Source organism: Aggregatilinea sp., from assembly GCF_036822615.1.
Lineage (GTDB): Bacteria > Chloroflexota > Anaerolineae > Aggregatilineales > Aggregatilineaceae > Aggregatilinea.
The window spans coordinates 236,212-257,435 of record NZ_DAISHJ010000001.1 but is presented as its reverse complement, the minus strand read 5'-3'; the positions used below and the strand labels follow the sequence as shown (position 1 = coordinate 257,435).

Below are 21,224 nucleotides of genomic sequence, written 5' to 3'. Positions count from 1 at the left end.
AACCCGTATGAGCGAACGCAAACCGACCCAACTGTGCACCATCTGCGGTTCCATGCAGCCGCTTTCAGCCCGCCGCTGTGGGATATGCGGCGCGACTCTTTCGGGCCAGCCTGCGACCCGGCTGCCTGCGTCTACGCCCGGATCTGAGGCGCCGCGGCGCTCGCCTGCGGCGGAGTACGATCCCGCGCTGGGCGACGATGACCTGTATGCGGTCGAGCTGGCGGGACGAATCTGGCGGCTGGTGCTGCTGGGGATCGTGGTCGTGCTCATCGCGGTGGGCGGCGGCGTGGTGCTGCTGCTCGATCCTTTTGGCGGCGACCAGACACCTATCGGGGTTGAGCCGCTGGCAAGTGAAACGACTGCACTGCCAACCGCCCCGCCGACCGCCACCCCGCGCAGCAGCGCTGATGCCGCTGCCGCAGCGACCGCGGCGGCGACCCCGACCGTGGCACAATTTTCGACGGCGACGCCGGGCATGGCGATGAATTTCCCGACCGTGACGCCCGCGCCGCCCACACCGACCGATTCCCCAACGCCCGGCCCGTGCATGCAGACGGCGCAAAGCGGCGACACGATCTACGCGATGGCGTCACGCTGCGGCCACCGCGACCTGTCGATCGTGGACCTTATCCTTGAAATGAACGACATGAACAGCCCCGAGGAACTTCAGGTGGGGCAGGAACTCGAGATCCCGTGGCCCACGGCGACGCCGGGCGGTCCCACCGAGGACGCGAGCGGGTCCGGCGGCGCGGCGGAAGGCGGCGAAACCTCGGCTGAAGTGGGCGCGGCAGATACGGTCGTCTCGGAAGACCTCGGAACGCCGAGTAATCTTGCCACCTATGAAGCGATGGAGCCGACGCTGCGGCCCGGGCTGGCGTGGCACACCGTGCAGCAGGGCGAGGATATTCTGACGATCGCGCAGGAATACAACACGACGCTCGAAACGCTGTCCAAGATCAATCCCGAGGTGGCGTTTTTGCAGTGCGATTACAGCTCGCCTTCGGGCGGGGAACTATGCAGCGTGATCATCGGCATCGGGCAGCAGATCCGCGTGCCTGTGCCGCTGCCCACGACGACGTGGACCCCGACGCCGGTCGGAACGCTGACCCCTACACCCACCGCGACCGCCACGTTCAACGCGCCATATCTGGTGTCGCCCGCGGACGAAGCGCTGTTCAACGCAGACCAGATCGTTACGCTGCGGTGGGGCGGGACCGGATCGCTGGGGCCGGACGAGCGCTATGTCGTGCGGGTGCGCGATCTGGAAACCGGGACCGAATATGTGGCGACCGTGAAAGAGACTGCGTATATTCTGCCGGGTGGGTGGCAGCCCAAGGACCGGCAGACCCACGAGTTTGAATGGTCCGTTTCCGTGGGCACGATCGACGCGCAAAACCAGATCAGCAACGAGAACCATCCTGCTGACCCACGCACGTTCAGGTGGGACAGCCGCTAGAACAGCAACACGACGATCAGAATGGGGGGCTGAGCGGACTTAGTGAGAGGAACCCTAACGATGTCTCGTAGATGGCTTTTTATGCCCGTTCTGCTGCTGGCCCTGCTGCTGGCAGCATGCGGCAGTGATGACGAGCAGCCGATCCCCGATTCCCCAACGCCGCCCCCGGCATCCAGTACCGCCACCGTGATTGCCGCTGCTCCGACCCAGACGCCCGGCGGCCCAACGCGCAGCCCTTCACCGACGCTGCCGCCGACGATCACATCCACGAGTACATCCGAGCCGCTGCCCGCGACGGAAACCCCGCTGCCGACCGATACGCCCGGCCCATATGAATATACGGTCCAGTCCGGCGACGACTGCGTGGGCATCGCCTACCAGTTCGGGCACAGCAGCCTGGACGTGATCCCGCTCATCGCGCAGATGAACGAGTTGGCGCGGCCCTGCGTGCTGCCCGGCCCCGGCACGACGATCCTCGTGCCGCGCCCGACGCTGACGCCGACCGAAGTGGGCGCGGATATGACGCAGACGGCGATCGCTACCAGCGCGCCGCCGATGGTCACGCGCGAAGCGGCGAGCATCTACGCGACGACGAGCTATACGGTGCAGGAAGGCGATACGCTGATGAGTGTGGCGATCGGCAACGACACGACCATGCGCACCGTCTGCGACCTGAATCAGAAGCCCGACGCCAATCCGAACGGGATCGACTGCCGGGCCTGTACGTGGGAAAGCTCCAACTGCTGCTGCGCGCCCGCGCCGGTACTGAGCGTGGGGCAGGAGCTGTATGTGCCCGCCGCAACGCCGACGCCTACCGTCACCGCGACGCTGACGGGCAGCGAGACGCCCACACCCACACCGACGCACGCGGCTCCTCAGGCCGTGTTCCCCCTGGATGGGGCGACGGTGTCGGGACAGGTGCGGCTGTCGTGGGTATCGACAGGGCCGTTGGCCTCCGACGAGCGCTACCGCGTGACCCTGCGTGACGACACGACCGGCAGCACCTACCAGACGGATACGCGCCAGTTGTCGCTGGACGTGCCGCCGGAATACCTGCCCGCAGACGGCCAGCCGCACAGCTTCGCGTGGCAGGTGTCCGTGATCCGCGTGGGCGAGGACGGCGTGGCGTACCCGCTCAATACGGCGATGGCGGAGCGCACCTTTACCTGGACGAACGGCGGCTAACCGCGCCGCGTGATTTTGCAGGCGTACAAGACCGGGACGCCCAACTGATCGCGGAACAAGCGGTCGGTGGGCGTCCCGTTAAGTTCCGTGACCGGGAACCGCTCCACGCTAAACTCCCCACGCGGCAGCAGATCCTCGATGAAAGGCAGGCCGGGCGTATAGTAGAAGCTCCCGCCCGGCTTGAGCGCATGCAGCGCCGCCATGTAGACACACGCGTATTGTTCCGGGTGACCGTCCTGCCGCAAGTGATGGTGCAGGAAGTGGTTGGACAGCGCCATGTGCGAGATGATCGTGCCCCACGTCCCCGGCTCCAGGGGAAAATCGAGCCAATCGGCTTGCAAGAGCAGCGCATCAGGGCTGGCGGCGCGGTCGATGCCGACCACGGTTTTGCCCTGCCGGGCCAGATGCCGCACGAGCTGCCCACGCGGGCCGCAGCCGAGATCGAGCACCGGCTCTGCGAGGCGGTCGAGGGGCGCGTGCAGCAGGCTCAATTGGAGGGCGGGCGAATATTCGTGACAGACCGGCTCGCTGAAGACAAAGTCGCTGCCGTAGACGTGGGCGAGATCGCGCACGAACTGTTCGAGATCGGCCTGATGCGCGGCCAGCACCTGCCGCAGTTGGACGCCCAGGCGGCGCGGCGAGGGGACGGGGCGCAGGGTGTCACGGAAATCGGCCAGGAACACGTCGTAAATGTCGGTCAGCGTGTGGACCTGTTCGCGCCCCAGCGGGATGAACTGGTTTTTCGCCTGGATGAAGTGCGTCATGCTGCCGACGAAAAACGTGAGTGTCTGCGAGCGCTGGCGAGCATCCCTGCCGGTGACACACACGTCGAGCCAGTCGTGAACGGCGGGCGCGTGATCGGCCAGGAAACCGAGGTAAGGCGCGGGCAGCGTGCAGAACGCTTCGGACGGCGCGCTGAGGTCGCGCAGGGGGCTCTGCGAAAAGCGCTGGAAGCGCGCGTTGGCGTGTGACTTGAGGGCATGATCGAGCGGCTGGGTCGGCTGCACGTGATGAGTTTCCCCCTGTGTGTTGTGCAAGTGTAAAACTGGACTGGTGAGTGTGATCTCCGGGCCGGGCTGTGCCGGGGCCCTTTGGAGAGACGATCAAATACAGGCACCGCTCCCGGCGGCACCTGTATCATCGTTACGTCTCTAGTACGCGCTGCGGCGCTTGATCGTTGCTATTGGGCAGTGGGCGTTGGCGTGGCGCTGATCAGCTCGAAGTTGGAGCTTTGCCCACGGCTGGGCACCATCACCGAACCGCTCTTGTCTTCGCAGGTGAGGTCGCTGTCTGGCCGTCCGGCGTAGACGATGTTGTAGCGGTAGGTGACGCCGTGGTCGATCTCGATGGTAACCTCTTTGCCTTCTTCGAGCGTGTAATCTTTATTGCTGCCCGACGTGGGGTCCGTGATGGTGATCGTGGCGGTGCCGCATTCCGTGTGATTGGTGAACGACAGCGCGGTCTGGTTGGAGCAAGCGATCAAAACCAACGGCATCAAGAACAGCACAAGCGCGAGGCCACGTTTCATAGAGGGTTTTCTCCTGGTGTGGGTGCAGGCAGGGATTATAAAAGCGGCACGGGCAAATGACAAGCTGCGCTCGCGCCGAACGTGGTAGACTTAGGCCAGGGCAAAGGAGAAGCGGATGAATCTCGACGTGCGGGAAGTCGTTTATGAGGATGGGCTGGCGGTCGTGCAGCGGCCTTATCCCGTCGCGGCGGCGGACGAAGCCTTGATCCGCTTGCGGCTGGCGGGCATTTGCAACACGGACCTCGAATTGATGCGCGGCTACCGGAACTTTCGCGGGACGCTGGGCCACGAATTCGTCGGGGAGGTGATTGAGGGGCCGCGTGAGTGGCTGGGGCGGCGCGTCGTGGGCGAGATCAATATTACGTGCGGCGAGTGTGACATGTGCCGCCGGAGTATGCCGACGCAGTGCCGCAACCGGCGCACACTGGGCATCCACGACTATAACGGCGCGTTCGCGGACGTGTTCCGGCTGCCGGTGCAGAACCTGCACGCCGTGCCGGAAACGGTCTCTGATGAGGAGGCGGTGTTTGTCGAGCCGCTGGCGGCGGCGTGCCAGATGCTCGAAGCGGTGCATGTGCTGCCGACCGATCTCGTCGTGCTGATCGGCGCGGGCAAGCTGGGGCTGTTGTGCGCGCAGGTGCTGCGCCTGACCGGAGCGGATCTGTCGGTGGTGGTGCGACATGACAAGCCCGCGGCGCTGCTGGAGAAGTGGGGCATTCGCGCGGTGCGCTACGAGGCGCTGGAGCGGCAGGCGGCGGATATCGTCGTGGACTGCACCGGGCAGGAGGACGGCTTCGCGGCGGCTCTGGACCTCGTGCGGGCGCGCGGCACGATCCTGCTCAAGAGCACCTATCACGGTATGCCACGCGCCGACCTGACGCGCATCGCCGTGAGCGAGATCCGCGTGGTGGGCAGCCGGTGCGGCCCGTTCCCGGCGGCGCTGCGCCTGTTAGAGCAAAAACTGGTGGACGTTTGCCCGATGATCGACGCGCGCTATGCGCTAGACGACGCGCCCGCCGCGATCGAGCACGCCTCGGAGCCGGGGATGCTCAAGGTGCTGCTGACGCCGTAACACCGATTGGTTGGTGATATTGGATGCACAGGGGCGATTCACGAATCGCCCCTGTCTGTTTGGCGCGGGTTACTGCGATGGGTCTTTGGGGCGCGAGAAGACGGCGCTGGCGGGCGGCTCGCGGCGCGGCTGCGCGTGGGCGATGGGCAGCGTGAAGTAGAAGGTTGTGCCCACGTTTAGCTCGCTGGCGAGGCCCATTTCGCAGCCGTGCGCCTCAATGATGCGCCGCGCGATGGATAGGCCCAGGCCGGTTCCCGTGGTCGATTCGGCCTCATTCACGCGGTAGAACTTCTCGAAGACGTGCTTCTGATTCTCCGCGCTGATACCGTGCCCGGTGTCTTGAATGAGCACGATCAGGCCGCACGAGGCGGTGAGATCGTCACGGCGCTCCAACGTGCAGTAGATTCGGCCCTGGTCGCGGTTGTACTTAATCGCGTTGGTGAGCAGGTTGAGCAGCACACGCTTGATCTTGGTGCGATCCGCGTCCGTGCGGCGATCCTCGCCCCGGATCACGATCTCGATCTGGTGCTCGTTGGCCTGCTCGCGGATCACGGTGACGCATTCCTCGATCAGCTCCATGACGCTGAACTCATGAGTTTCCAACCGTGCTCGCCCCGATTCGAGCCGGGCGAGGTCGAGGAAATCGGTGGTCATGTTAGTCAGGCGCTCAGTTTCCTCGTGCATGGTGCGCAGCATCTCGTCGCGGCGCGGCTCGGGGATGTTGGCGCGCATCAGCAGGGCGGTGCTGGCGCGCAGGGCGGCCAACGGCGTGCGCAGCTCGTGCACGATCTCCGCGATGAAGTCGCTTTGCTGGAAGAGGCGCGCATTTTGAACGGCAATCGCGGCCTGGCTGGCGAGCGTGGTCAACGTGTAAACGTCGTCGGCGGTCCACAACTCGTCGCCGTTTTTGTTGATCACTTCCAGCACGCCGATCACTTCGTTCTTGATTTTCATCGGCACGGCCAGCAGATTGCGGGTCGTGAACTTGATCGTCCTATCTACGTTGGCGAACCAGCGCGAATCGCTGCGCGCATCGTTGACCATTTCCGGCTCGCCGTGCGTGGCGACCCACCCGGCCAGGCTGCCTTCCATCGGGACGGGGATCGCGGCCATCGCGCTGCCGCTCAGGTTCGACGCGGCCTCAAAGCGCAGCTCGCCCGTGCCGGGATCGAGCAGCAGAATCGACGCCTGCTCGGTGTTGATCAGCTCGGTTGCGGCGGCGACAATCCGGTTCAGCAGCGCGCCGAGATCGAGTGTGGAGTTCAACTGGCGGGTGATTTCCAACAAGTGTTCGTAGCGCGCCACGACCTGTTGATGATCGGCAGGCATGGCAGCGGGTAGTGATGACTGATCTGTCATGGGACTAATCGCTTTCTAACGCCGCGGCGAGACGGGGCAGGACATCTACCACGTCGGCGTGGATGACGACCTGGGCCAGCGAATCGAGCGGCGTTTCCGCCAAATTGACCAAAATCAGAGACGCGCCGGACTGCCGGGCGATCAAAGGCAGATCGGCGGCGGGATACACTTCCAAAGACGACCCGGCGACCAGCATCACGTCGCAGCGGTGCGCTTCGCGGCGCGCGGCCATCAGCGGGACGGCGGGCAGCTGCTCGCCAAACAGGATCACGTTGGGTTTTAACACATTTCCGCATTTTGGGCAGCGCGGCAGCGTGTTTGTGCGGAAAAACTCCTGAATGAGCGGCTCGGCAGGGTAGGTGCTGAAACACTGAATACACGTTACCTCGCGCAGATGGCCGTGAACCTCGTAGACGATGTGCGATCCGGCGCGGGAATGCAGCATGTCGATGTTCTGCGTGATGATGCTCGACAGGTGGCCGAGGGTTTCCATTTGCGCCAACGCCAGATGGGCCGGGTTGGGTTGGGCGTCGAAGATCAGATGCGCGAGGGGCCTGATCCAGTCGTAGAAGCGTTCCGGGTGATGGCGGAAGCCGTAGAGACTGGCGACTTCGGCGGGATTGGCGCGCTCCCACAGGCCCGAGGTCGGGCTGCGAAAGTCGGGGATGCCGGACCGGGTGCTGACGCCCGCACCGGTCAGCGCGACGACGTAGCGGCCATGCCGGATCAGATCGAGCGCGGCCTGGACCATGTCCTCAATGTCCATGGCGGCTCCGCGATCGGATGCCGGCGGACAGCCAGCAATGGACAGGCGCCGGAGAGGGGCTGAGGAAACCGGGCCGGGAAAATGCCTGCTGAAGCATGGCTGGTGGAAGGAGTCCCCTTATGTGTTGCCGGTTCCCGCCATAACGCGGCTGCGCGTGCTGATCTCTTCGGCCAGCTTGGTGAACTGGCTCGCCACGATGGCATTGGGCTGGAACAGCACGATGGGAACCCCCGCTTCCGCCGCCTGGAAGGCGACTTCAGGGGCCGGGGAAATGATCGCGGTCATGGGGTGATTCAGGATCTTTTCGGCTTCCTGCCACGGGACCGCGAGACTCGACTGGGCACGGTTCACCAGCACGATGCTGATGCGGGACTCGGAGATGCCGATCTGGTCCAGCTCGTGCATCAGATCGTTCGCCATCGTCAGGCCGATCCGGGTCGGCTCGACCGTCAGGACGGTCAGCTCCGCTTCCTGCAAGATGCGCGCCGAGAGCCGGGTGAGGCTGGGGCCGAGATCGACTACGACGTTGCGCGCCAGCGTGCGCAGGTGACGCACGATCATTGAGGCGCTGTCCGGCGTGATCATCAAGAGGGTTTCTTTGGGCCGGGCAGACGACAGCAGCAGCCGCAGGCCGCTGTTGTGGGTGGCGATTTCGTTTTCGATGGCGCGGGGCGTGATCTCGCTGGCCGGGCGCGAGAGCAGGTTGGCGATGCCAGTCGAGCGACCGAACCCGAGTGAGAGGCCGATCGTGCCCACGCCGGGCCGGAAGTCCGTGAGAATGGTCGGGTCGTTCTGGCCGAGCGCCGCGGCGACATTCACCGCGAGGGTGGTGGTTCCCAGGCCGCCTTTTGCGCCGATAAATCCAACGGTGAGGGCATGGCTGCCCGCCGCGCGATTCTGGGCGGCGCTGCGCGCGAGGATCGCCTTGATGCGCGATGCCAGCTCGGCGGGGTGGGTGGGTTTGGTGAGGTAGTCGTCAGCACCGGCTTCAAATCCGGCGACTTTGTCGTCTACCATCGCGCGGGCCGTGAACATGATGATGGGGATTGGCTGCGTGGTGGGGTCGTGCCGCAAGCGGCGGCATACCTCGTAGCCATCCATATCGGGCATCATGATGTCGAGGATAATCAAGTCGGGACGATCATTTTTCGCTTTTGCAAGCGCCTGCTGTCCAGTGCTGGCAACCAGCACTTCATAGCCTTGACGCTGAAGCATCAGTCCGATCAGCTTCAAGCTGTCAACATCGTCGTCTACTATGAGAATCCGCTCAGACATCCGGCTCGTATCCTCAGGCTACCCCCGCCTACTTGGATATTGCGGAGTGTAGCACGGATAGATCCCTGCTGCAAGGCTCAATGGCGGGACTTAGGGGCGCTTTCGCCACCTCGCGCCCGGTGCTATAATTTCGTTATCGTAAGTCTGTTGCAACCCGTAGGATAAGGCGGTAGTGGACGAGCTTCAAATTCAGTTAAGCCAACAAAGCATACTCTTGTCGGTGGTCAGGCAGTTGGCAGACCAACCGGATGCCGTTGAACAGGCGCTCACTGTAGTCCTGGATGGCGCAGAGCAGATTGCCGCGGCCCGTGGTGCTCGCCTGGTGCTGGTGAAGCCGGTCGATAACTGGGCTGTATACGGGCATGGTGTATTAACAGACATTGTGACCGAAGCGGACCACGCTGTGCTGCTCGCCGTCGAGGGTCACGAAGCAGGGGAATTGATCAGCGTTCCCGCGGGCGAGGTATGCCCTGCCGGGTCGCTGCCCGATCTCGTGCAGGCGATCGCTGCTGCGCCGCTTCAGGTTGGCGGTCAGTTTTGCGGGGCGCTGTGGCTGGCATTCGATGAAATGCCGGTCTGGACCGAGAGCGAAGACACGCTGCTGGCAATTTTGGTGACGCAGGCCGCGCTGACGGTGGACCGCGCCAGAACACTCTCCAGCACTCGACGCCAGCGGGAGTGGATGGCGGCGATCATCAACAGCGCCGTCGATCCGGCGATCGTCCTGGGGGACTCGCTGGAAATTCTGCTGCTCAACGTGGCGGCGCAGGACGCCCTGCACATCGACGCGGGAACCGCGCAAGGCCGCACGCTGGCCGATTTCGCGGAGACGGCCAAACTCGCCGCGCTGCTCCAGGCGGACCGGGAAACCCAACCGCTGCATACGGCGGAATTTGAAGGCGCAAACGGCAAAACATATTCGCCCAGCCTCGCTGAAGTGACGATCTGGGACGAGATGGGACGCGTGCTGTGGCTGCGGGACATCACGCATTTTAAGCGCGTGAACGCGAACCTATCGGACTTTTTGAGCACCGTCTCCCACGATATGCGATCCCCCCTGACCTTCATGAAGGGCTACTGCGATATGATGGGGCTGGTTGGCCCCCTCAACGAGCGGCAGACCTCGTTTGTGGAGAAGATCGGCTCCGGCGTCATGCAGATGTCGGACATGGTCGAGAAAATCCTGGAAGCGGGCAGGCTCGATCCCGAAACGGGCAGTTACGAGCTGGCACGCGAAGCCACCGATGTCAATGAGCTGGCGCAGAAGGTAGTGACCAGCATGGCGGCAGCGGCGGATAAAAAGGGGCTGTCTTTCAGCAGCACGATCGAACCCGATCTGCCGGTAATGAACCTCGACAAAGGCATGGTAGGCAGCGCGTTTTCCAATCTGGTCGAAAATGCGGTCAAGTATACGCCCGAAGGCGGGGCGGTCGATATCATGGTGGGCGTGGTCGATGGCAGCCTGCAATTCCGTGTGTCCGACAACGGGCTGGGCATCAGCAAAAACGACCAGAAGAAACTGTTCCGGCGCAACGTGCGCATCCGCCGCAAGGAATGGGAGCGGGTCAAGGGGAACGGGCTGGGTCTGTTCATCGTCAAGAACGTGGCGCAGCGCCACGGGGGAGACGTGTGGGTGGACAGCGAGCCTGGACACGGCTGCACCTTCACCCTTATGATCCCTTTGGAGGGGTATAATAAACCCAGCAGCGCGACGTAACGACGCGCTGCACGCAGTACATGAAATGCCTGTCTGATGCCCCGGCCCGACCGGGGCTTGTTTTCAATTGGGAAGAAACGCGATGAGTGGATCCATTCAAGTTCTGCCGGACACAGTCGCGGCGCAAATCGCAGCCGGTGAGGTCGTAGAACGTCCTGCTTCCGCCGTGAAGGAACTGGTCGAAAACGCGCTCGACGCCGGGGCAACCTCGATCACGGTCGAGATCGAGGAGGGCGGGAAAAAACTGATCCGCGTCAGCGATGACGGCCAGGGCATCGAGCAGGACGAATTGGCTCTGGCGTTTGCGCGCCACGCGACCAGCAAGCTGCGCACGGTGGACGACCTGAACCATATCCTGACGCTGGGCTTTCGCGGTGAGGCGCTGGCGAGCATTGCCGCCGTGAGCCGCACAACGATCGTTTCACGCGCACGGAGCGAAGAGATCGGCGCGACGGTGCAGGTCGAAGGCGGCGAGATGCGCTACGCGCGGCAGGCGGGCGCGCCCGCCGGGACGGTCGTTACGGTCGAGAACCTGTTTTTTAACACGCCCGCACGCTTGAAATTCCTCAAAGCAGACAGCACCGAACGCCGCCACGTCATGCAGTTGGTGACGAACTATGCGATGGCGTATCCCAACGTGCGCTTCCGGCTGATCATGGAGGGGCGCGAGCAGTTTCACAGCCCCGGCAGCGGCGATGTGGCGGATGTGTTGGTGGAAGTCTTTGGACTGGAAACGTTCAAGGAGATGTTGGAGGTCAGCCCTCAGCCGCCGACGCGCCCGGATCTGCCGCCGATCGAGGTCTACGGGTTTACGTCTACGCCGAACCTGAATCGCTCGAACCGCTCGCAGATCATCCTGTTCGTGAATGGCAGGGCGATCAGCGACCAGAGTCTGACCTACGCGGTTTCGCAGGCGTACCATACGCTGATTCCCAGCGGGCGCTATCCGATGGCGGTGCTGATGGTCACCATGCAGCCCGAAGAAGTGGACGTCAACGTGCACCCGACCAAAGCCGAAGTGCGCTTCCGCGCGCCGGAGGCGGTGTTTTCGGCAGTGCAGCGCGCGGTGCGGCGGGCGGTGGTTGATCAGGCTCCCGTGCCGCCGATTGGCGGCGACCCGTATCAGAACGTTGAAGAGGGATGGCGTCCCGCGCCACAGAACCGGCCCGATCCGCGCCCGCTGCGCACGATGGTTCCCGGCGAGGAACAGCTCCGCATGGAGCTAAGATCGCTCGATCCTGGGCGCTTTGCGCACCAGCGCGCCGATTATCCGATGCCGACGCGCCCGCAGCCGCAGCCCAAGCCGACCGAAATTCCCGACAGCGTAGGGCGACCGGCCCGCCCGCGCACGCTGCCGATCCTGCGCGTGATCGGGCAGGTGGGCGCGATGTATATCGTGGCAGAGGGTCCGGCAGGGCTGTACCTGATCGACCAACACGCCGCGCACGAGCGTATTTTGTACGAGCAGTTTATGGCGCAGCACGCCGCGATGGAACCGGTCGCGCAGCGCACGCTCGATGCGGCAACGGTGGAGTTGTCACCTTCGTCAGCACAGCGCGTCGAGGAGGCGCTCGATCTGCTGGCGCATCTGGGCTTCGAGATCGAGCCGTTCGGGGCGAGCACATTTCGCGTGCGGGCGATCCCGGCGCTGCTGGCGGACCGCGATCCGGGCGACGTGATGAAGATGATCGTGCAGGACCTGGAAAGCGGCAACGAGCCGGGCGAAGTGACGCTGGAAGAAAAACTGGTGCGGCGGGTGTGCAAGACCGCGGCGGTCAAAGCCGGGCAGACATTGAGCTACGACGAGATGCAGGGCTTGATCCGGCAGTTGGAGCGGTGTGAATCGCCGCGCACGTGCCCGCATGGCCGCCCGACGATGCTGCACATCAGCGGCGAGGAACTGGCAAAACAGTTCGGTCGTACCTAGGCGAAAACGCTTCTGCCTCACGACCGGGATCATCACCGTTTCGTCATCGCCCATCCGGGCCAAGGAGGCAGCATGATCGATCTGCGTTCGATTCAAAAACCGCTCAAGAATCATTATCGTGAGGACGAACGGGCCGCCCAGATCACGCTGACGGCGAAGGGCAGCCAGACCGGTACGCCGCTGTCGTGCTCGGTGGACATTGGCCGGGCGATCTATGCGGCGGAAGCCCATCAGGGCGTGGGCGGAGCAGGGACCGCCGCCTGTTCCGGCGATCTTCTGCTGGGTGCCCTGTCGGCATGTGCGCAGATCACGTGCCAGATGGTCGCGGCGGCGATGGGCGTGCCGGTGGAGCGGATCGAGGTGACGGTCGAGGGCGATCTCGATTTGCGCGGGACGCTGGGCGTCTCGCGGGAGGCCCCGGTCGGTTTCCAGGCGATCCGCGTGCGGTTCGATCTCGACGCGCCGGAAGCGACGGAGGAACAGCGCGCCAAGCTGCGCGAAAAAGCGGAACAGTACTGCGTGGTCATGCAGACGATTCTGCATCCGCCCGCCATCGAAACGACGTGGGCAGGGTAGGGGCGGCGCGGCCAGACTCGATCTCAGATTCGATGAACGAAAAAGGGCGACCCAGGAAGCGGGCCGCCCTTTTTGATGCTGTGATTGTACCACCGACGCTTAGGGTGCGACGGTGAGTTCTTCCTGGCGGCGGCGCTTCGCTTCGCGGTTGACGAAGGGGATTTCACCCTTTTCCCACGAAATCAGCAGCGGCACGGCGTTGAAGATGGACGAGTACGTCCCGCTGATCATACCGATCAGCAGAATGCCGATGAACTGCTGGATCGTCTCACCACCGAAGAGCAGGATGGCGATCAACACGAAGATCGCGTTCAACTGCGTCGCCAGGGACCGGTGAATGGTTTCCAGCACGCTGCGGTTGACGACGGTATCGTACGATTCACCGCGATACTTCGGGATGTTTTCACGGATGCGGTCGAACACGACGATCGAGTCCTGCACCGAGTACCCGACGACGGTCAGGATCGCGGTCAGGAACAGCGCGTCGGCTTCCCAGTCGAAGAGCAGGCCGAGGATCGACATGACGCCCATCGTCACCAGGATGTCGTGGAACATGGCCACGATGGCGCACGCGCCGTACCGGAACGCATGCGGGATGCGGCGGAAGGCCCACACAATGAAGAACAGGATGATCACCGCGACGGCGAGGGTCGCCAGCAGGGCGGCGCGCGTCACTTCGCGCCCGACCGTGGGCGAAACGCTGCTGGTGGTGATGGCTGCTTCACGCAGCGGGTCTTCTGTTTCCGACTGGGGCGACCAGAACGGGCTGACGTTTTCCTGAAGGTAAGCCTTCAGCTCGTTCAGGCGTTCGTCGGTCAGGTTATCCATGCGGATCTGCCAGCGGCTGCCTGCCGGTTCGAGGGCGACATCCGAGCTGATCTCATCCGTGGAGATGGGGTCAAGGCGCTGCACGATGATGTCGTCGAGGCCGAAGTTGGCCAGTCCATCGCGGATCTGCTGTTCGCCTACGTTGTCGATGAACGAGAACTCGGCAATCGTACCGCCCGTGAAGTCGATGCTCAGGCGGATCGGGCTGTTATAGGTGATGGTCGAGATGATCATCGCAATGATGCCGGGGATGATCACCGAGGCCGACAGCAAAAAGTAGTACTTACGGCGTTGTGCGAACTGAAACATGTCGTAGCCTCCCTTCGGACGCGACTAGACGCCGAGCAGGCGCGGACGGGCGCGCAGCTGACCGCCAACGAGCAGGACCATCGTGTGCAGGAATGTGCGCGTGGCGATCACGGCGGTGAACAGGTTGATGACCAAACCCATGCCCAGCGTGATGGCGAAGCCGCGGACGGCGCTCGCGCCAAAGGCACTGCCGAAGAAGTAAAGGATGAAGCAGATGATAATCGTCGAGAGGTTCGAGTCGCGGATGGAGGTCCATGCACGGTCGAAGCCTGCGTCGATGGCGCGATCCATCGTGCGCCCGTTGCGCAGTTCTTCTTTCATGCGCTCGAAGATCAGGATGTTACCGTCTACTGCCGTACCGATGGATATCAAGAAACCGATGATCGCAGGCAAGCTCAGCGTGACCGGGATGAACTTGAACAGCGCGAAGTTGATCAGCGCGAACAAGATCAGGGCGAGGTCTGCGGCGATGCCCGGGATGCGGTAGTAAATCAGCATGAACATCAGCACGGTGATGACGCCGACGATACCCGCGCGGATCGAACGGTCCACCGAGATTTCACCGAGGGTCGGGCCGATGGTGTCGAAGGCGATGATGTCCAGCGGGATGGGCAGCGAGCCGTACTTCAACTGTGCGGCTAGTACTTCGGCTTCGTCGCGGGTGAAGTTGCCGGTGATGATGCCGCTGTCCATCGTGCCCGCCGCCGCCGCACTGGCGAGGTCGGACTGGATGGTCGGAGCCGAGACGAGACGACCGTCGAGGATGATCGCCATGTTCTGGTTGGCGTGGCTGGCGACGAAGTTCACGAAGTTATCGACACCCTCGCCATTATCGCGCAGGACGAAGTTGACAGCCCACGATAATGTGACCGTTCCAATGTTGGCTGCGGCGGCATCGGCCAGGCCTGCACCGGTCATGATTGTCTGGAAAGGCGTGCCGTCGGACTGGAGCTGCGCCGAATCGGCGGGCGCGTCGGCGGTCTGGCCTTCGCAGGTGTAGTCGGAATAGGCCTGGGCCGTTTCGCCTTCAGCCAGACGCGCTTCTGCGATCTTCACCTGCTCGGTCGTCAGGACGCAGGTCCCTTCGGGGATGCTCCCGGCAGTCGAGAAGTCCACAAATTCGAGCAAACCGGTGGATTTGATCGCGTTGAACGCGACTTCCTGCTGGCTCACGCCCGGCAGCTCGACGATGATACGTCCACCTTCTTGCTTCTGGACGACGGCTTCGGAAACGCCCAGGCCGTTGACACGACGCTCGATACGTTTCACGGCCTGATCCATCGTGCTGTCGTCATATTGATCTGAATCCAGAGCAGCGCGAAGCAAAACGCGCGAGCCGCCCTGTAGATCGAGACCCTGCACGACCTTGAGATCCTTGTTCATCTCAAACGGGTCGCTGTAGTCTCCATCGTCGTTCCAATCTAAATGTATGCCGGGGTTACTGGGCAATGAGATCCACCCGCAAACTACGGTGACCAGCACAATAACCACCAGCCAGAGGCGATACCCTCTCATGTCTTAAATCCTCTCGAGCAGGTTGTGAAAGCTGTTGAAGGTGGCTGAGGCTAAAAGACCTACAAACTGCCTATGCTTTTGAACAAGCTGCGCGATGATAACGCTAAGGTTTTGCAATATCAAGTAGGAGTTACAGGTGTCGTATGAGATGATGAGAAATTCCGGTGTGTGCTGCCGAGTAGCGCGGAGGCGTCAAAAACGAAACGTGGGGAGGCCAGAAGCTTCCCCACGTACACCGTATTCACTGGTTCTGCTTCTCCCACACACGCAGGGAGAAGGGGGAAATCGGGCAGCGTGGACCGGATCAGTTTTCCGGCGCTGCAGAGGATGCCGAGTCGCCCGCGAGGCCAAGCTCGTCCGCGATATCTTTCATCGCGTCGAGCACGCGCGGCACGTGTTCTTCCCACAGATCGACGCCGAGCGCGTCCGCCGCCTGCTCGATCTCACCCCGGTGGACGCCAGCGGCGAAGGTGTGATCCTTCCATTTGCTGCGCACCGACTTGATCTTGGTGATGTCGCGGATATCTTTCGACGGGCGCACGAGGGCAACCGCCGTGAGGAAGCCGGTCAGCTCGTCCACGGCCACGAGGGATTTTTGCATCAGGGTTTCCGGCTCGACACCCGTGCGCTCTGCGGCGTGGGCGGCAATCGCCAGCACGATGTCCTCATCGACTCCCATCTCGCGCAGCACGCGTATCCCGGTGAACGGATGCCCATCCGCGGCGGTCATGTCGGGATAACGCTCGTAGTCGAAGTCGTGTAGAAGCCCGGTCACGGCCCACTTGTCTTCGTCTTCGCCAAAGTGACGCGCGTAGGCGCGCATGGCGACCTCGACGGCCAGCATATGCCGGATCAGACTTTGCGATTGGGTCCACTCGGTGACCAACTGCCACGCTTGCTCACGGTTCATGATCTGCTCCTACTTGACGGCAGGCTCCGGCTCCAGTTCGCCTGCTTCGACGATCTCGTAAGTATAGCTGATCGGTACCGTTGGGTGCAGCATCGCGGAGACGCTGCAATACTTGTCGCGCGAGAGTTCGATGGCGCGCTCGACCGACGCGGGCTTGATGTTGCGCCCGGTGACGACGTAGCGTACTGTGATCGACGTGTAGACCTGCGGGTGTTCGTCGGCGCGCTCGCCTTCGACGAAGACTTCCATGCCGGTAACCTGTTCCTGCTTCTTGCGCAGGATGCTCAATACATCCATCACTGTGCAGCCGCCCAGCGCCGTAAGCACCAATTCCACGGGGGAGACGCCCGCATCGTGACCGCCGACGCCGGGACGCGCATCGATGGGGATGCTGTAGCCGTTGCTGCTGTAGCCCGTGAAGATCATGTCGTCGCGCAGGACCAGCCGCGAACTTTTCTTGCCAGCCATAAGGGTGTGCCTCCGTTAGATGAATCCGTCCGGCCAGATTGTACGGTAAAGTGACATCCATTGACTTAGATGCGCAGAATGCAGCCAGGGTCGCAGCGGGGCGCAACGTGAGGGCCGAAACTGCATCTAATAGTAGTAGATGGGCATTCACGTTTGGGATCGCGCCGAGGGTAGGGTAAGATTCGGGTATCAACTGGATCTCAACTGCCTGAGAGAAGCGATGCCAACCGAAGAACACGACACGGATCTGGTGGCGCGGCTGCAAGCTGGTGACCAAGCCGCCTATGCCCAACTGGTCGAAGAAAACGCGGCGCGCATATATCGATTGGCGCTGCGCATGATGGGGAACGAAGCGGACGCGGAAGATGTGCTGCAAGAAACGTTCCTGAGCGCGTTTAAGTCGATTGACCAGTTCGAAGCGCGATCGAGCATGAGCACCTGGTTGTACCGGATTGCGTCCAACGCGGCCCTGATGCGGCTGCGGCGCAAGGAACCGGAGCAGGTATCGGTGGATGAACCGATCGAGCGCGACGACGGGGACCTGCTGCCGAGGCAGTTATTCGACTTTTGCTGTTTGCCCGAAGACGATCTGCTGCGGGACGAGGCGCGCGAAGAAATGGCCCGCGCCATTGACGATCTCCCGGCGACACTGCGCAGCGTGTTTGTTCTGCGCGACATCGAAGGGCTTTCGACGGAAGAAACCGCTTCGGCGCTGGATCTGTCGGTCCCGGCGGTCAAAAGCCGCTTGATGCGCGCACGGCTGAAGCTGCGCGAGCGCCTGAGCGCCTATTTTTCTCAGGGTCCGGTGATAGCTGAGTCCAGAAATCGAGGTGAGGCATGAGCGTTACAAGCCACCATCATCACGAAAACGGCGAATGCCGGCGCTATCTGGCGAGCCTGACAGACTACGTGGACGGCGATCTCGATCCTGAATTGTGCCGCGAGCTGGAAGCGCACATGGCGGCGTGTGAGAACTGCCGGGTCGTGGTGAACACCATGACGAAAACGATCTCGCTCTATCGCCAGCTTCCCGCACCCGATCTGCCGAACGCGGTGAAGGAACGCCTGTACGCGGTGCTGGATCTGAAACCCCAGCGCGGCAATGGCGACGGAAGCGGCAGCGAATCGCGGTAAAGGCGCAACCCGGAGAGCATCTGCTGCATCTAATGACTTGTACGCACTGCGTTTCGCATAGTCATTTTAACTAGCAGGTGAGGAACTATGCCGAAGGAAACTGAGACTAAAAAGAAGCGTGTGATCGTTTTCAGCACCCCGTCGTGCCCGCACTGCAACCACGCCAAGCAGTATCTGCGCCAGCAGGGTATCCGGTTCCGCGACGTGGACGTGAGCCGTGATGCTGCCGCCGCACGGGATATGGTCCGGCGGAGCGGCCAGCAGGGTGTGCCGGTGATCGACATCAACGGGCGGATCGTGGTGGGCTTCAACCGCCCCGAGATCGACCGGTTGCTGTCGCAGTAGCTGGAATGTGACGAGAGGAATAAGGACAGGCGGCCACGTAGGCCGCCTGTTTTTTTGCGGACGTCGGGCTAATTGCTGGACATGGGCAGGCCAGCAGAGGACCACGCATTCGTGCCGCCGTCGACGTTGTAGACGTGCTCGTATCCCAGGCTGATCAGGGTCTCGGAGGCGGACTTGCTGCGGTTACCGCTGCGGCAGATTACGTAGATGTCCTTGTCTTTGGGCAGCTCAGCGGCGGCGCGGTCGGAAACTTCGTCGAGCGGGATGAGCACGGTGCCTTCGGCGTGGCCGGTCGCGTATTCCTCAGCGGTGCGCACATCCACAAAGATCGCGTCGGGATTGGCCTGCAACTGCTTTTGAGCTTCCGTCACACTGATGGTCTGGTAAGTGGCTGACGCCTGCTTATCGTCAGAGCCGCCGCACGCGGCCAGCGCCAGCGCGAGGACGACCAGGATCAGGATGAGGAACCGTACGGATTTGGACATCGTCTTGCTTCTCCTTTATGCTGCGGGATGAGAGGAATCCGGGTCGACCAGCCGCACGCCGTTGCCGATAATCTCGCCGTCACAGTGCTCCCCGGCGGGTATGACACCGCCGCGAAGCAATACGGCATTTTTGACGACTGCGCGCTGCCCAACGGTCGCGCCCGATTCCAGGTACACATTGGGACCAATTTCCGCCCCGGGGCCAACACTAACGTTTGGATCGATACGGACCGGCGGCGTAATTTGCACCGAGTCCGGGATTTCGCTGAGAATGTGTGTGTCGCGGCCTTCGCGCAGGAACTGCCGGTTGATGGCGTAGAGGTCCAGTTCGCGGGTGAGGTGCAGGCGCCAGTCGGCAATGACATACCCAACGCGGCGGCCCTGCTCGATCCCGGCCTGGATCGCGCTGACCAGCTCGCGCTCCCCGCGGGGGGACACGGGTACGGCGGGTAGAAAGTCGAGATAGTCGTGCGCGAACGCGTACAGCATAAACGACAGCCACGACGTACGGGGTTGGTCGGGCTTTTCGATGATTTCCTCAACGCGACTGTTGTTCAGGACCACGCCGGACGATTTGCGGATATCGGCGGGGCTGCCTTCCAGCAGGCTGACGACCGCGAGATGATCAGGGTGTTCGTGAAAACGCGTGATCAGGTTCGAGATGTGCGCGGGGGAGGTCAGGTTATCCACTGCCGTGAGCAGGAACGGCCCGTCAAGATGCGGCGCGGCGGCCAGCAGCGCATCGACCGTGCCGGTGGGGACGGGCTGCATCACAAAACGGATGTCGGCGTCGGGATACCAGGATTGGTTGAGGTAAGAGGCCATCTGGCCGTCGTTTTCGCCCACGACAACCACGAAGCGGCGTACCCCGGCATCGCGGAAGCGATCCATCACACGGGCGATGATCGGCTTGCCCAACACGGGCAGCATGGATTTGGGGCGATCTTTGGTTAACTGGCCGAGGCGTTTTCCGCGCCCGGCGGCCAGAATTACGGCTTGCTGGATCACAACGACGTTCCCTTCTTTGATCCCTCCGCGGCAGCAGGCCACTCCTGTTTTGATGCAGTTTTGTGCGATTGGATGCAGCCCGGGCAGCGAGGTTGGAGGCGACACATACGGCCTGCGATTATAGCATAGGCAGGTGCGACAGTGGCACGCAGACCGGATTTGTTTATACTGAGCATTATGGATACGGAACTGGACATAAGGGCGCTGCCGCAGAGGCTGCGCGATCCCGATCCGCGGGTGCGCGTGGAGACGCTGCGCATTCTGGCGATGGTCGAGGAAACCGAGGCGCTGCGGGCGGTGGAGTGGATGACCGCGCGCGATCCTGAGCCGGGCGTGCGCGAGGTCGCGCTATGGACCGCCGGGATTCTGCGCGCGGCGCGAGAACGCGGACATTCCACGCGCGAGGCGATCAAGGCGCTGTACGAACGCCGGGAAACCGAAGACCGCGAAGAGGCGTTTCTGGCCGAGCTGGAACTGAGCCTGACGGATAAGGGCAAAAACAGGGCGTGGCATTTCGCCGTAGAACAGTCTTACCAGCGGCAGATGGAAGAACTGCTGCGCACGCCGCGCGAGGAGAATGACGAAAGCGTGCCCGCGCTACCCGCACCGGATGGCGCGGCTCCGCTCAGTGTGGACGGCCCCGACGATTTCAGCGATTTACTGGATGCGGGATTGACCTTTTTGAGGGTAAAGTAGCGGGACGCGATGCCGGATCAAGACACGACGCTCAAAGTATGGCTGGGACGCCTGAGCAGCGCTCAGGACAGCGCGACCCGCGCGGAGTGCATTCGCGGGCTGGAAGTGCTCGGCCATCCGGGTGCGCTGCCTGCGCTGGGCGAGCTTTTTGCCACCGATCCCGATCCGGAAACGCGCTTGCTGGCGCAGCAGGCCGGAAAAAGTATCTATTACAGCGCGGTACGGCAAGCGTGGATGAGCGGCGTATCGAGCGGAAACGAACAGCAGAAAGCTGCTGAAGCCCTGGCACGCGTGCAAGCAAACAAATCGGGCAGACAGTCGTCGTAGAACCAGTTACAGGAGATCGAGTTTATGTCGGCGTCGGAAAAATTGATCGCCTACCATATGTTGCGCCTGTCGGACAAGAACCCGAGCATACGGATTCAATCGATCGAGGAGCTAGCGCTGCTGGAAGCCACCGAAGCCTACAGCGCCCTGGAAACCCTTTTCCGGACCGATCCTGACGAGACGGTGCGGCGCACGGCGCAAAAGGCCGGGCGGGTGCTGTACCTCAAACTGCGCGAAAAGGGCGAGAATCCGGCGGAGTAAGGCGCACAACGCTGCACGGATCTACGACCTGCCCCTATGGAAATATGGTGGCAGCGTTCAAGCACTGGATGAAATGA

The 21,224-nt window shown here is 62.7% G+C and carries 23 protein-coding genes; 12 read left to right on the top strand and 11 right to left on the bottom strand.

The window, feature by feature from the left end; translation table 11 throughout:
* Positions 1-7: 7 nt before the first annotated feature.
* Both V7116_RS01070 and V7116_RS01065 read left to right on the top strand, forming a co-directional pair.
* A complete protein-coding gene (locus tag V7116_RS01070; RefSeq protein ID WP_324389513.1) occupies positions 8-1,456 on the top strand; it encodes a LysM peptidoglycan-binding domain-containing protein in 1,449 nt (482 codons plus the stop codon).
* Between the two features lie 60 nt (positions 1,457-1,516).
* Positions 1,517-2,641, top strand: coding sequence for a muramidase family protein (locus tag V7116_RS01065; RefSeq protein WP_324389511.1), 1,125 nt, complete (start codon positions 1,517-1,519; stop codon positions 2,639-2,641).
* Here V7116_RS01065 and V7116_RS01060 read toward each other — a convergent pair.
* Together V7116_RS01060 and V7116_RS01055 are read right to left on the bottom strand one after the other, a co-directional pair.
* A complete protein-coding gene (locus tag V7116_RS01060; RefSeq protein WP_324389509.1) occupies positions 2,638-3,648 on the bottom strand; it encodes a class I SAM-dependent methyltransferase in 1,011 nt (336 codons plus the stop codon). The two genes, V7116_RS01065 and V7116_RS01060, sit on opposite strands and share 4 nt — an antisense overlap.
* Positions 3,649-3,821: 173 nt before the next feature.
* A complete protein-coding gene (locus tag V7116_RS01055; RefSeq protein WP_324389507.1) occupies positions 3,822-4,169 on the bottom strand; it encodes a hypothetical protein in 348 nt (115 codons plus the stop codon).
* Positions 4,170-4,284: 115 nt separating this feature from the next.
* Between V7116_RS01055 and V7116_RS01050 the strand changes: the two genes are divergently transcribed.
* Positions 4,285-5,241 (top strand): MDR/zinc-dependent alcohol dehydrogenase-like family protein, encoded by a 957-nt coding sequence (locus tag V7116_RS01050; RefSeq protein WP_324389505.1) that lies wholly within the window; start codon positions 4,285-4,287, stop codon positions 5,239-5,241.
* Between the two features lie 69 nt (positions 5,242-5,310).
* On the opposite strand, the gene V7116_RS01045 is transcribed toward V7116_RS01050, so the two are convergent.
* The 3 genes from V7116_RS01045 to V7116_RS01035 all read right to left on the bottom strand — a co-directional run bounded on the left by V7116_RS01045 (position 5,311) and on the right by V7116_RS01035 (position 8,641).
* A complete protein-coding gene (locus V7116_RS01045) occupies positions 5,311-6,600 on the bottom strand; it encodes a sensor histidine kinase (protein WP_324389503.1) in 1,290 nt (429 codons plus the stop codon).
* Positions 6,601-6,604: 4 nt separating this feature from the next.
* A complete protein-coding gene (locus tag V7116_RS01040; RefSeq protein WP_324389501.1) occupies positions 6,605-7,366 on the bottom strand; it encodes an SIR2 family NAD-dependent protein deacylase in 762 nt (253 codons plus the stop codon).
* A gap of 117 nt (positions 7,367-7,483) precedes the next feature.
* Positions 7,484-8,641, bottom strand: coding sequence for a response regulator (locus V7116_RS01035; protein WP_324389499.1), 1,158 nt, complete (start codon positions 8,639-8,641; stop codon positions 7,484-7,486).
* Positions 8,642-8,873: 232 nt separating this feature from the next.
* Here V7116_RS01035 and V7116_RS01030 point away from each other — a divergent pair, with 232 nt between their 5' ends.
* The 3 genes from V7116_RS01030 (at position 8,874) to V7116_RS01020 (ending at position 12,861) form a co-directional block, all read left to right on the top strand.
* The gene (locus V7116_RS01030; RefSeq protein ID WP_324389497.1) at positions 8,874-10,358 is read left to right on the top strand and encodes an ATP-binding protein; all 1,485 of its coding nucleotides are present in this window, start codon (positions 8,874-8,876) and stop codon (positions 10,356-10,358) included.
* An 82-nt stretch (positions 10,359-10,440) separates the two neighbouring features.
* On the top strand, positions 10,441-12,285 hold the full coding sequence (gene mutL, locus V7116_RS01025; RefSeq protein ID WP_324389494.1) for a DNA mismatch repair endonuclease MutL: 1,845 nt from the start codon (positions 10,441-10,443) through the stop codon (positions 12,283-12,285).
* Between the two features lie 72 nt (positions 12,286-12,357).
* On the top strand, positions 12,358-12,861 hold the full coding sequence (locus V7116_RS01020) for an OsmC family protein (protein ID WP_324389492.1): 504 nt from the start codon (positions 12,358-12,360) through the stop codon (positions 12,859-12,861).
* Between the two features lie 99 nt (positions 12,862-12,960).
* On the opposite strand, the gene secF is transcribed toward V7116_RS01020, so the two are convergent.
* From secF to V7116_RS01000, 4 genes are all read right to left on the bottom strand, one after another.
* On the bottom strand, positions 12,961-13,998 hold the full coding sequence (gene secF / locus V7116_RS01015) for a protein translocase subunit SecF (RefSeq protein ID WP_324389490.1): 1,038 nt from the start codon (positions 13,996-13,998) through the stop codon (positions 12,961-12,963).
* A 24-nt stretch (positions 13,999-14,022) separates the two neighbouring features.
* Entirely contained in the window at positions 14,023-15,513 is a 1,491-nt protein-coding gene (secD, locus tag V7116_RS01010) for a protein translocase subunit SecD (RefSeq protein WP_324389488.1), read from the bottom strand.
* A 304-nt stretch (positions 15,514-15,817) separates the two neighbouring features.
* Complete coding sequence (locus tag V7116_RS01005) at positions 15,818-16,423, bottom strand: HDIG domain-containing metalloprotein (RefSeq protein ID WP_324389485.1); 606 nt, start codon at positions 16,421-16,423, stop codon at positions 15,818-15,820.
* A 9-nt stretch (positions 16,424-16,432) separates the two neighbouring features.
* Complete coding sequence (locus V7116_RS01000; protein ID WP_324389483.1) at positions 16,433-16,891, bottom strand: OsmC family protein; 459 nt, start codon at positions 16,889-16,891, stop codon at positions 16,433-16,435.
* 220 nt (positions 16,892-17,111) lie between these two features.
* Here V7116_RS01000 and V7116_RS00995 point away from each other — a divergent pair, with 220 nt between their 5' ends.
* From V7116_RS00995 to V7116_RS00985, 3 genes are all read left to right on the top strand, one after another.
* Entirely contained in the window at positions 17,112-17,732 is a 621-nt protein-coding gene (locus V7116_RS00995) for an RNA polymerase sigma factor (RefSeq protein WP_324389481.1), read from the top strand.
* On the top strand, positions 17,729-18,025 hold the full coding sequence (locus V7116_RS00990) for an anti-sigma factor family protein (RefSeq protein ID WP_324389479.1): 297 nt from the start codon (positions 17,729-17,731) through the stop codon (positions 18,023-18,025). Before V7116_RS00995 ends, V7116_RS00990 begins: the two co-directional genes overlap by 4 nt.
* Before the next feature lie 87 nt (positions 18,026-18,112).
* The gene (locus tag V7116_RS00985) at positions 18,113-18,370 is read left to right on the top strand and encodes a glutaredoxin domain-containing protein (protein ID WP_324389477.1); all 258 of its coding nucleotides are present in this window, start codon (positions 18,113-18,115) and stop codon (positions 18,368-18,370) included.
* 68 nt (positions 18,371-18,438) lie between these two features.
* On the opposite strand, the gene V7116_RS00980 is transcribed toward V7116_RS00985, so the two are convergent.
* Complete coding sequence (locus tag V7116_RS00980; protein ID WP_324389475.1) at positions 18,439-18,855, bottom strand: rhodanese-like domain-containing protein; 417 nt, start codon at positions 18,853-18,855, stop codon at positions 18,439-18,441.
* A gap of 15 nt (positions 18,856-18,870) precedes the next feature.
* The gene (locus V7116_RS00975) at positions 18,871-19,863 is read right to left on the bottom strand and encodes a sugar phosphate nucleotidyltransferase (protein WP_324389473.1); all 993 of its coding nucleotides are present in this window, start codon (positions 19,861-19,863) and stop codon (positions 18,871-18,873) included.
* A gap of 177 nt (positions 19,864-20,040) precedes the next feature.
* Here V7116_RS00975 and V7116_RS00970 point away from each other — a divergent pair, with 177 nt between their 5' ends.
* Genes V7116_RS00970 through V7116_RS00960 form a run of 3 tightly spaced genes read left to right on the top strand, consistent with a single transcriptional unit; the run spans position 20,041 to position 21,147 of the window.
* Positions 20,041-20,559 (top strand): HEAT repeat domain-containing protein, encoded by a 519-nt coding sequence (locus V7116_RS00970; RefSeq protein ID WP_324389471.1) that lies wholly within the window; start codon positions 20,041-20,043, stop codon positions 20,557-20,559.
* Between the two features lie 9 nt (positions 20,560-20,568).
* Positions 20,569-20,886 carry a HEAT repeat domain-containing protein gene (locus tag V7116_RS00965; protein ID WP_324389469.1) on the top strand — a complete coding sequence of 106 codons (318 nt, stop codon included), beginning with the start codon at positions 20,569-20,571 and terminating at the stop codon, positions 20,884-20,886.
* 24 nt (positions 20,887-20,910) lie between these two features.
* Positions 20,911-21,147 (top strand): HEAT repeat domain-containing protein, encoded by a 237-nt coding sequence (locus V7116_RS00960; RefSeq protein WP_324389467.1) that lies wholly within the window; start codon positions 20,911-20,913, stop codon positions 21,145-21,147.
* Positions 21,148-21,224 lie beyond the last annotated feature (77 nt).

Bases quoted from the DNA above. Each gene is read 5' to 3' on its own strand.
- V7116_RS01070 (WP_324389513.1), top strand. From the start codon at position 8: ATGAGCGAACGCAAACCGACCCAACTGTGCACCATCTGCGGTTCCATG.
- V7116_RS01065 (WP_324389511.1), top strand. From the start codon at position 1,517: ATGTCTCGTAGATGGCTTTTTATGCCCGTTCTGCTGCTGGCCCTGCTG.
- V7116_RS01055 (WP_324389507.1), bottom strand. From the start codon at position 4,169: ATGAAACGTGGCCTCGCGCTTGTGCTGTTCTTGATGCCGTTGGTTTTG.
- V7116_RS01050 (WP_324389505.1), top strand. From the start codon at position 4,285: ATGAATCTCGACGTGCGGGAAGTCGTTTATGAGGATGGGCTGGCGGTC.
- V7116_RS01045 (WP_324389503.1), bottom strand. From the start codon at position 6,600: ATGACAGATCAGTCATCACTACCCGCTGCCATGCCTGCCGATCATCAA.
- V7116_RS01040 (WP_324389501.1), bottom strand. From the start codon at position 7,366: ATGGACATTGAGGACATGGTCCAGGCCGCGCTCGATCTGATCCGGCAT.
- V7116_RS01035 (WP_324389499.1), bottom strand. From the start codon at position 8,641: ATGTCTGAGCGGATTCTCATAGTAGACGACGATGTTGACAGCTTGAAG.
- mutL (WP_324389494.1), top strand. From the start codon at position 10,441: ATGAGTGGATCCATTCAAGTTCTGCCGGACACAGTCGCGGCGCAAATC.
- V7116_RS01020 (WP_324389492.1), top strand. From the start codon at position 12,358: ATGATCGATCTGCGTTCGATTCAAAAACCGCTCAAGAATCATTATCGT.
- secF (WP_324389490.1), bottom strand. From the start codon at position 13,998: ATGTTTCAGTTCGCACAACGCCGTAAGTACTACTTTTTGCTGTCGGCC.
- secD (WP_324389488.1), bottom strand. From the start codon at position 15,513: ATGAGAGGGTATCGCCTCTGGCTGGTGGTTATTGTGCTGGTCACCGTA.
- V7116_RS01005 (WP_324389485.1), bottom strand. From the start codon at position 16,423: ATGAACCGTGAGCAAGCGTGGCAGTTGGTCACCGAGTGGACCCAATCG.
- V7116_RS01000 (WP_324389483.1), bottom strand. From the start codon at position 16,891: ATGGCTGGCAAGAAAAGTTCGCGGCTGGTCCTGCGCGACGACATGATC.
- V7116_RS00995 (WP_324389481.1), top strand. From the start codon at position 17,112: ATGCCAACCGAAGAACACGACACGGATCTGGTGGCGCGGCTGCAAGCT.
- V7116_RS00990 (WP_324389479.1), top strand. From the start codon at position 17,729: ATGAGCGTTACAAGCCACCATCATCACGAAAACGGCGAATGCCGGCGC.
- V7116_RS00985 (WP_324389477.1), top strand. From the start codon at position 18,113: ATGCCGAAGGAAACTGAGACTAAAAAGAAGCGTGTGATCGTTTTCAGC.
- V7116_RS00980 (WP_324389475.1), bottom strand. From the start codon at position 18,855: ATGTCCAAATCCGTACGGTTCCTCATCCTGATCCTGGTCGTCCTCGCG.
- V7116_RS00970 (WP_324389471.1), top strand. From the start codon at position 20,041: ATGGATACGGAACTGGACATAAGGGCGCTGCCGCAGAGGCTGCGCGAT.
- V7116_RS00965 (WP_324389469.1), top strand. From the start codon at position 20,569: ATGCCGGATCAAGACACGACGCTCAAAGTATGGCTGGGACGCCTGAGC.
- V7116_RS00960 (WP_324389467.1), top strand. From the start codon at position 20,911: ATGTCGGCGTCGGAAAAATTGATCGCCTACCATATGTTGCGCCTGTCG.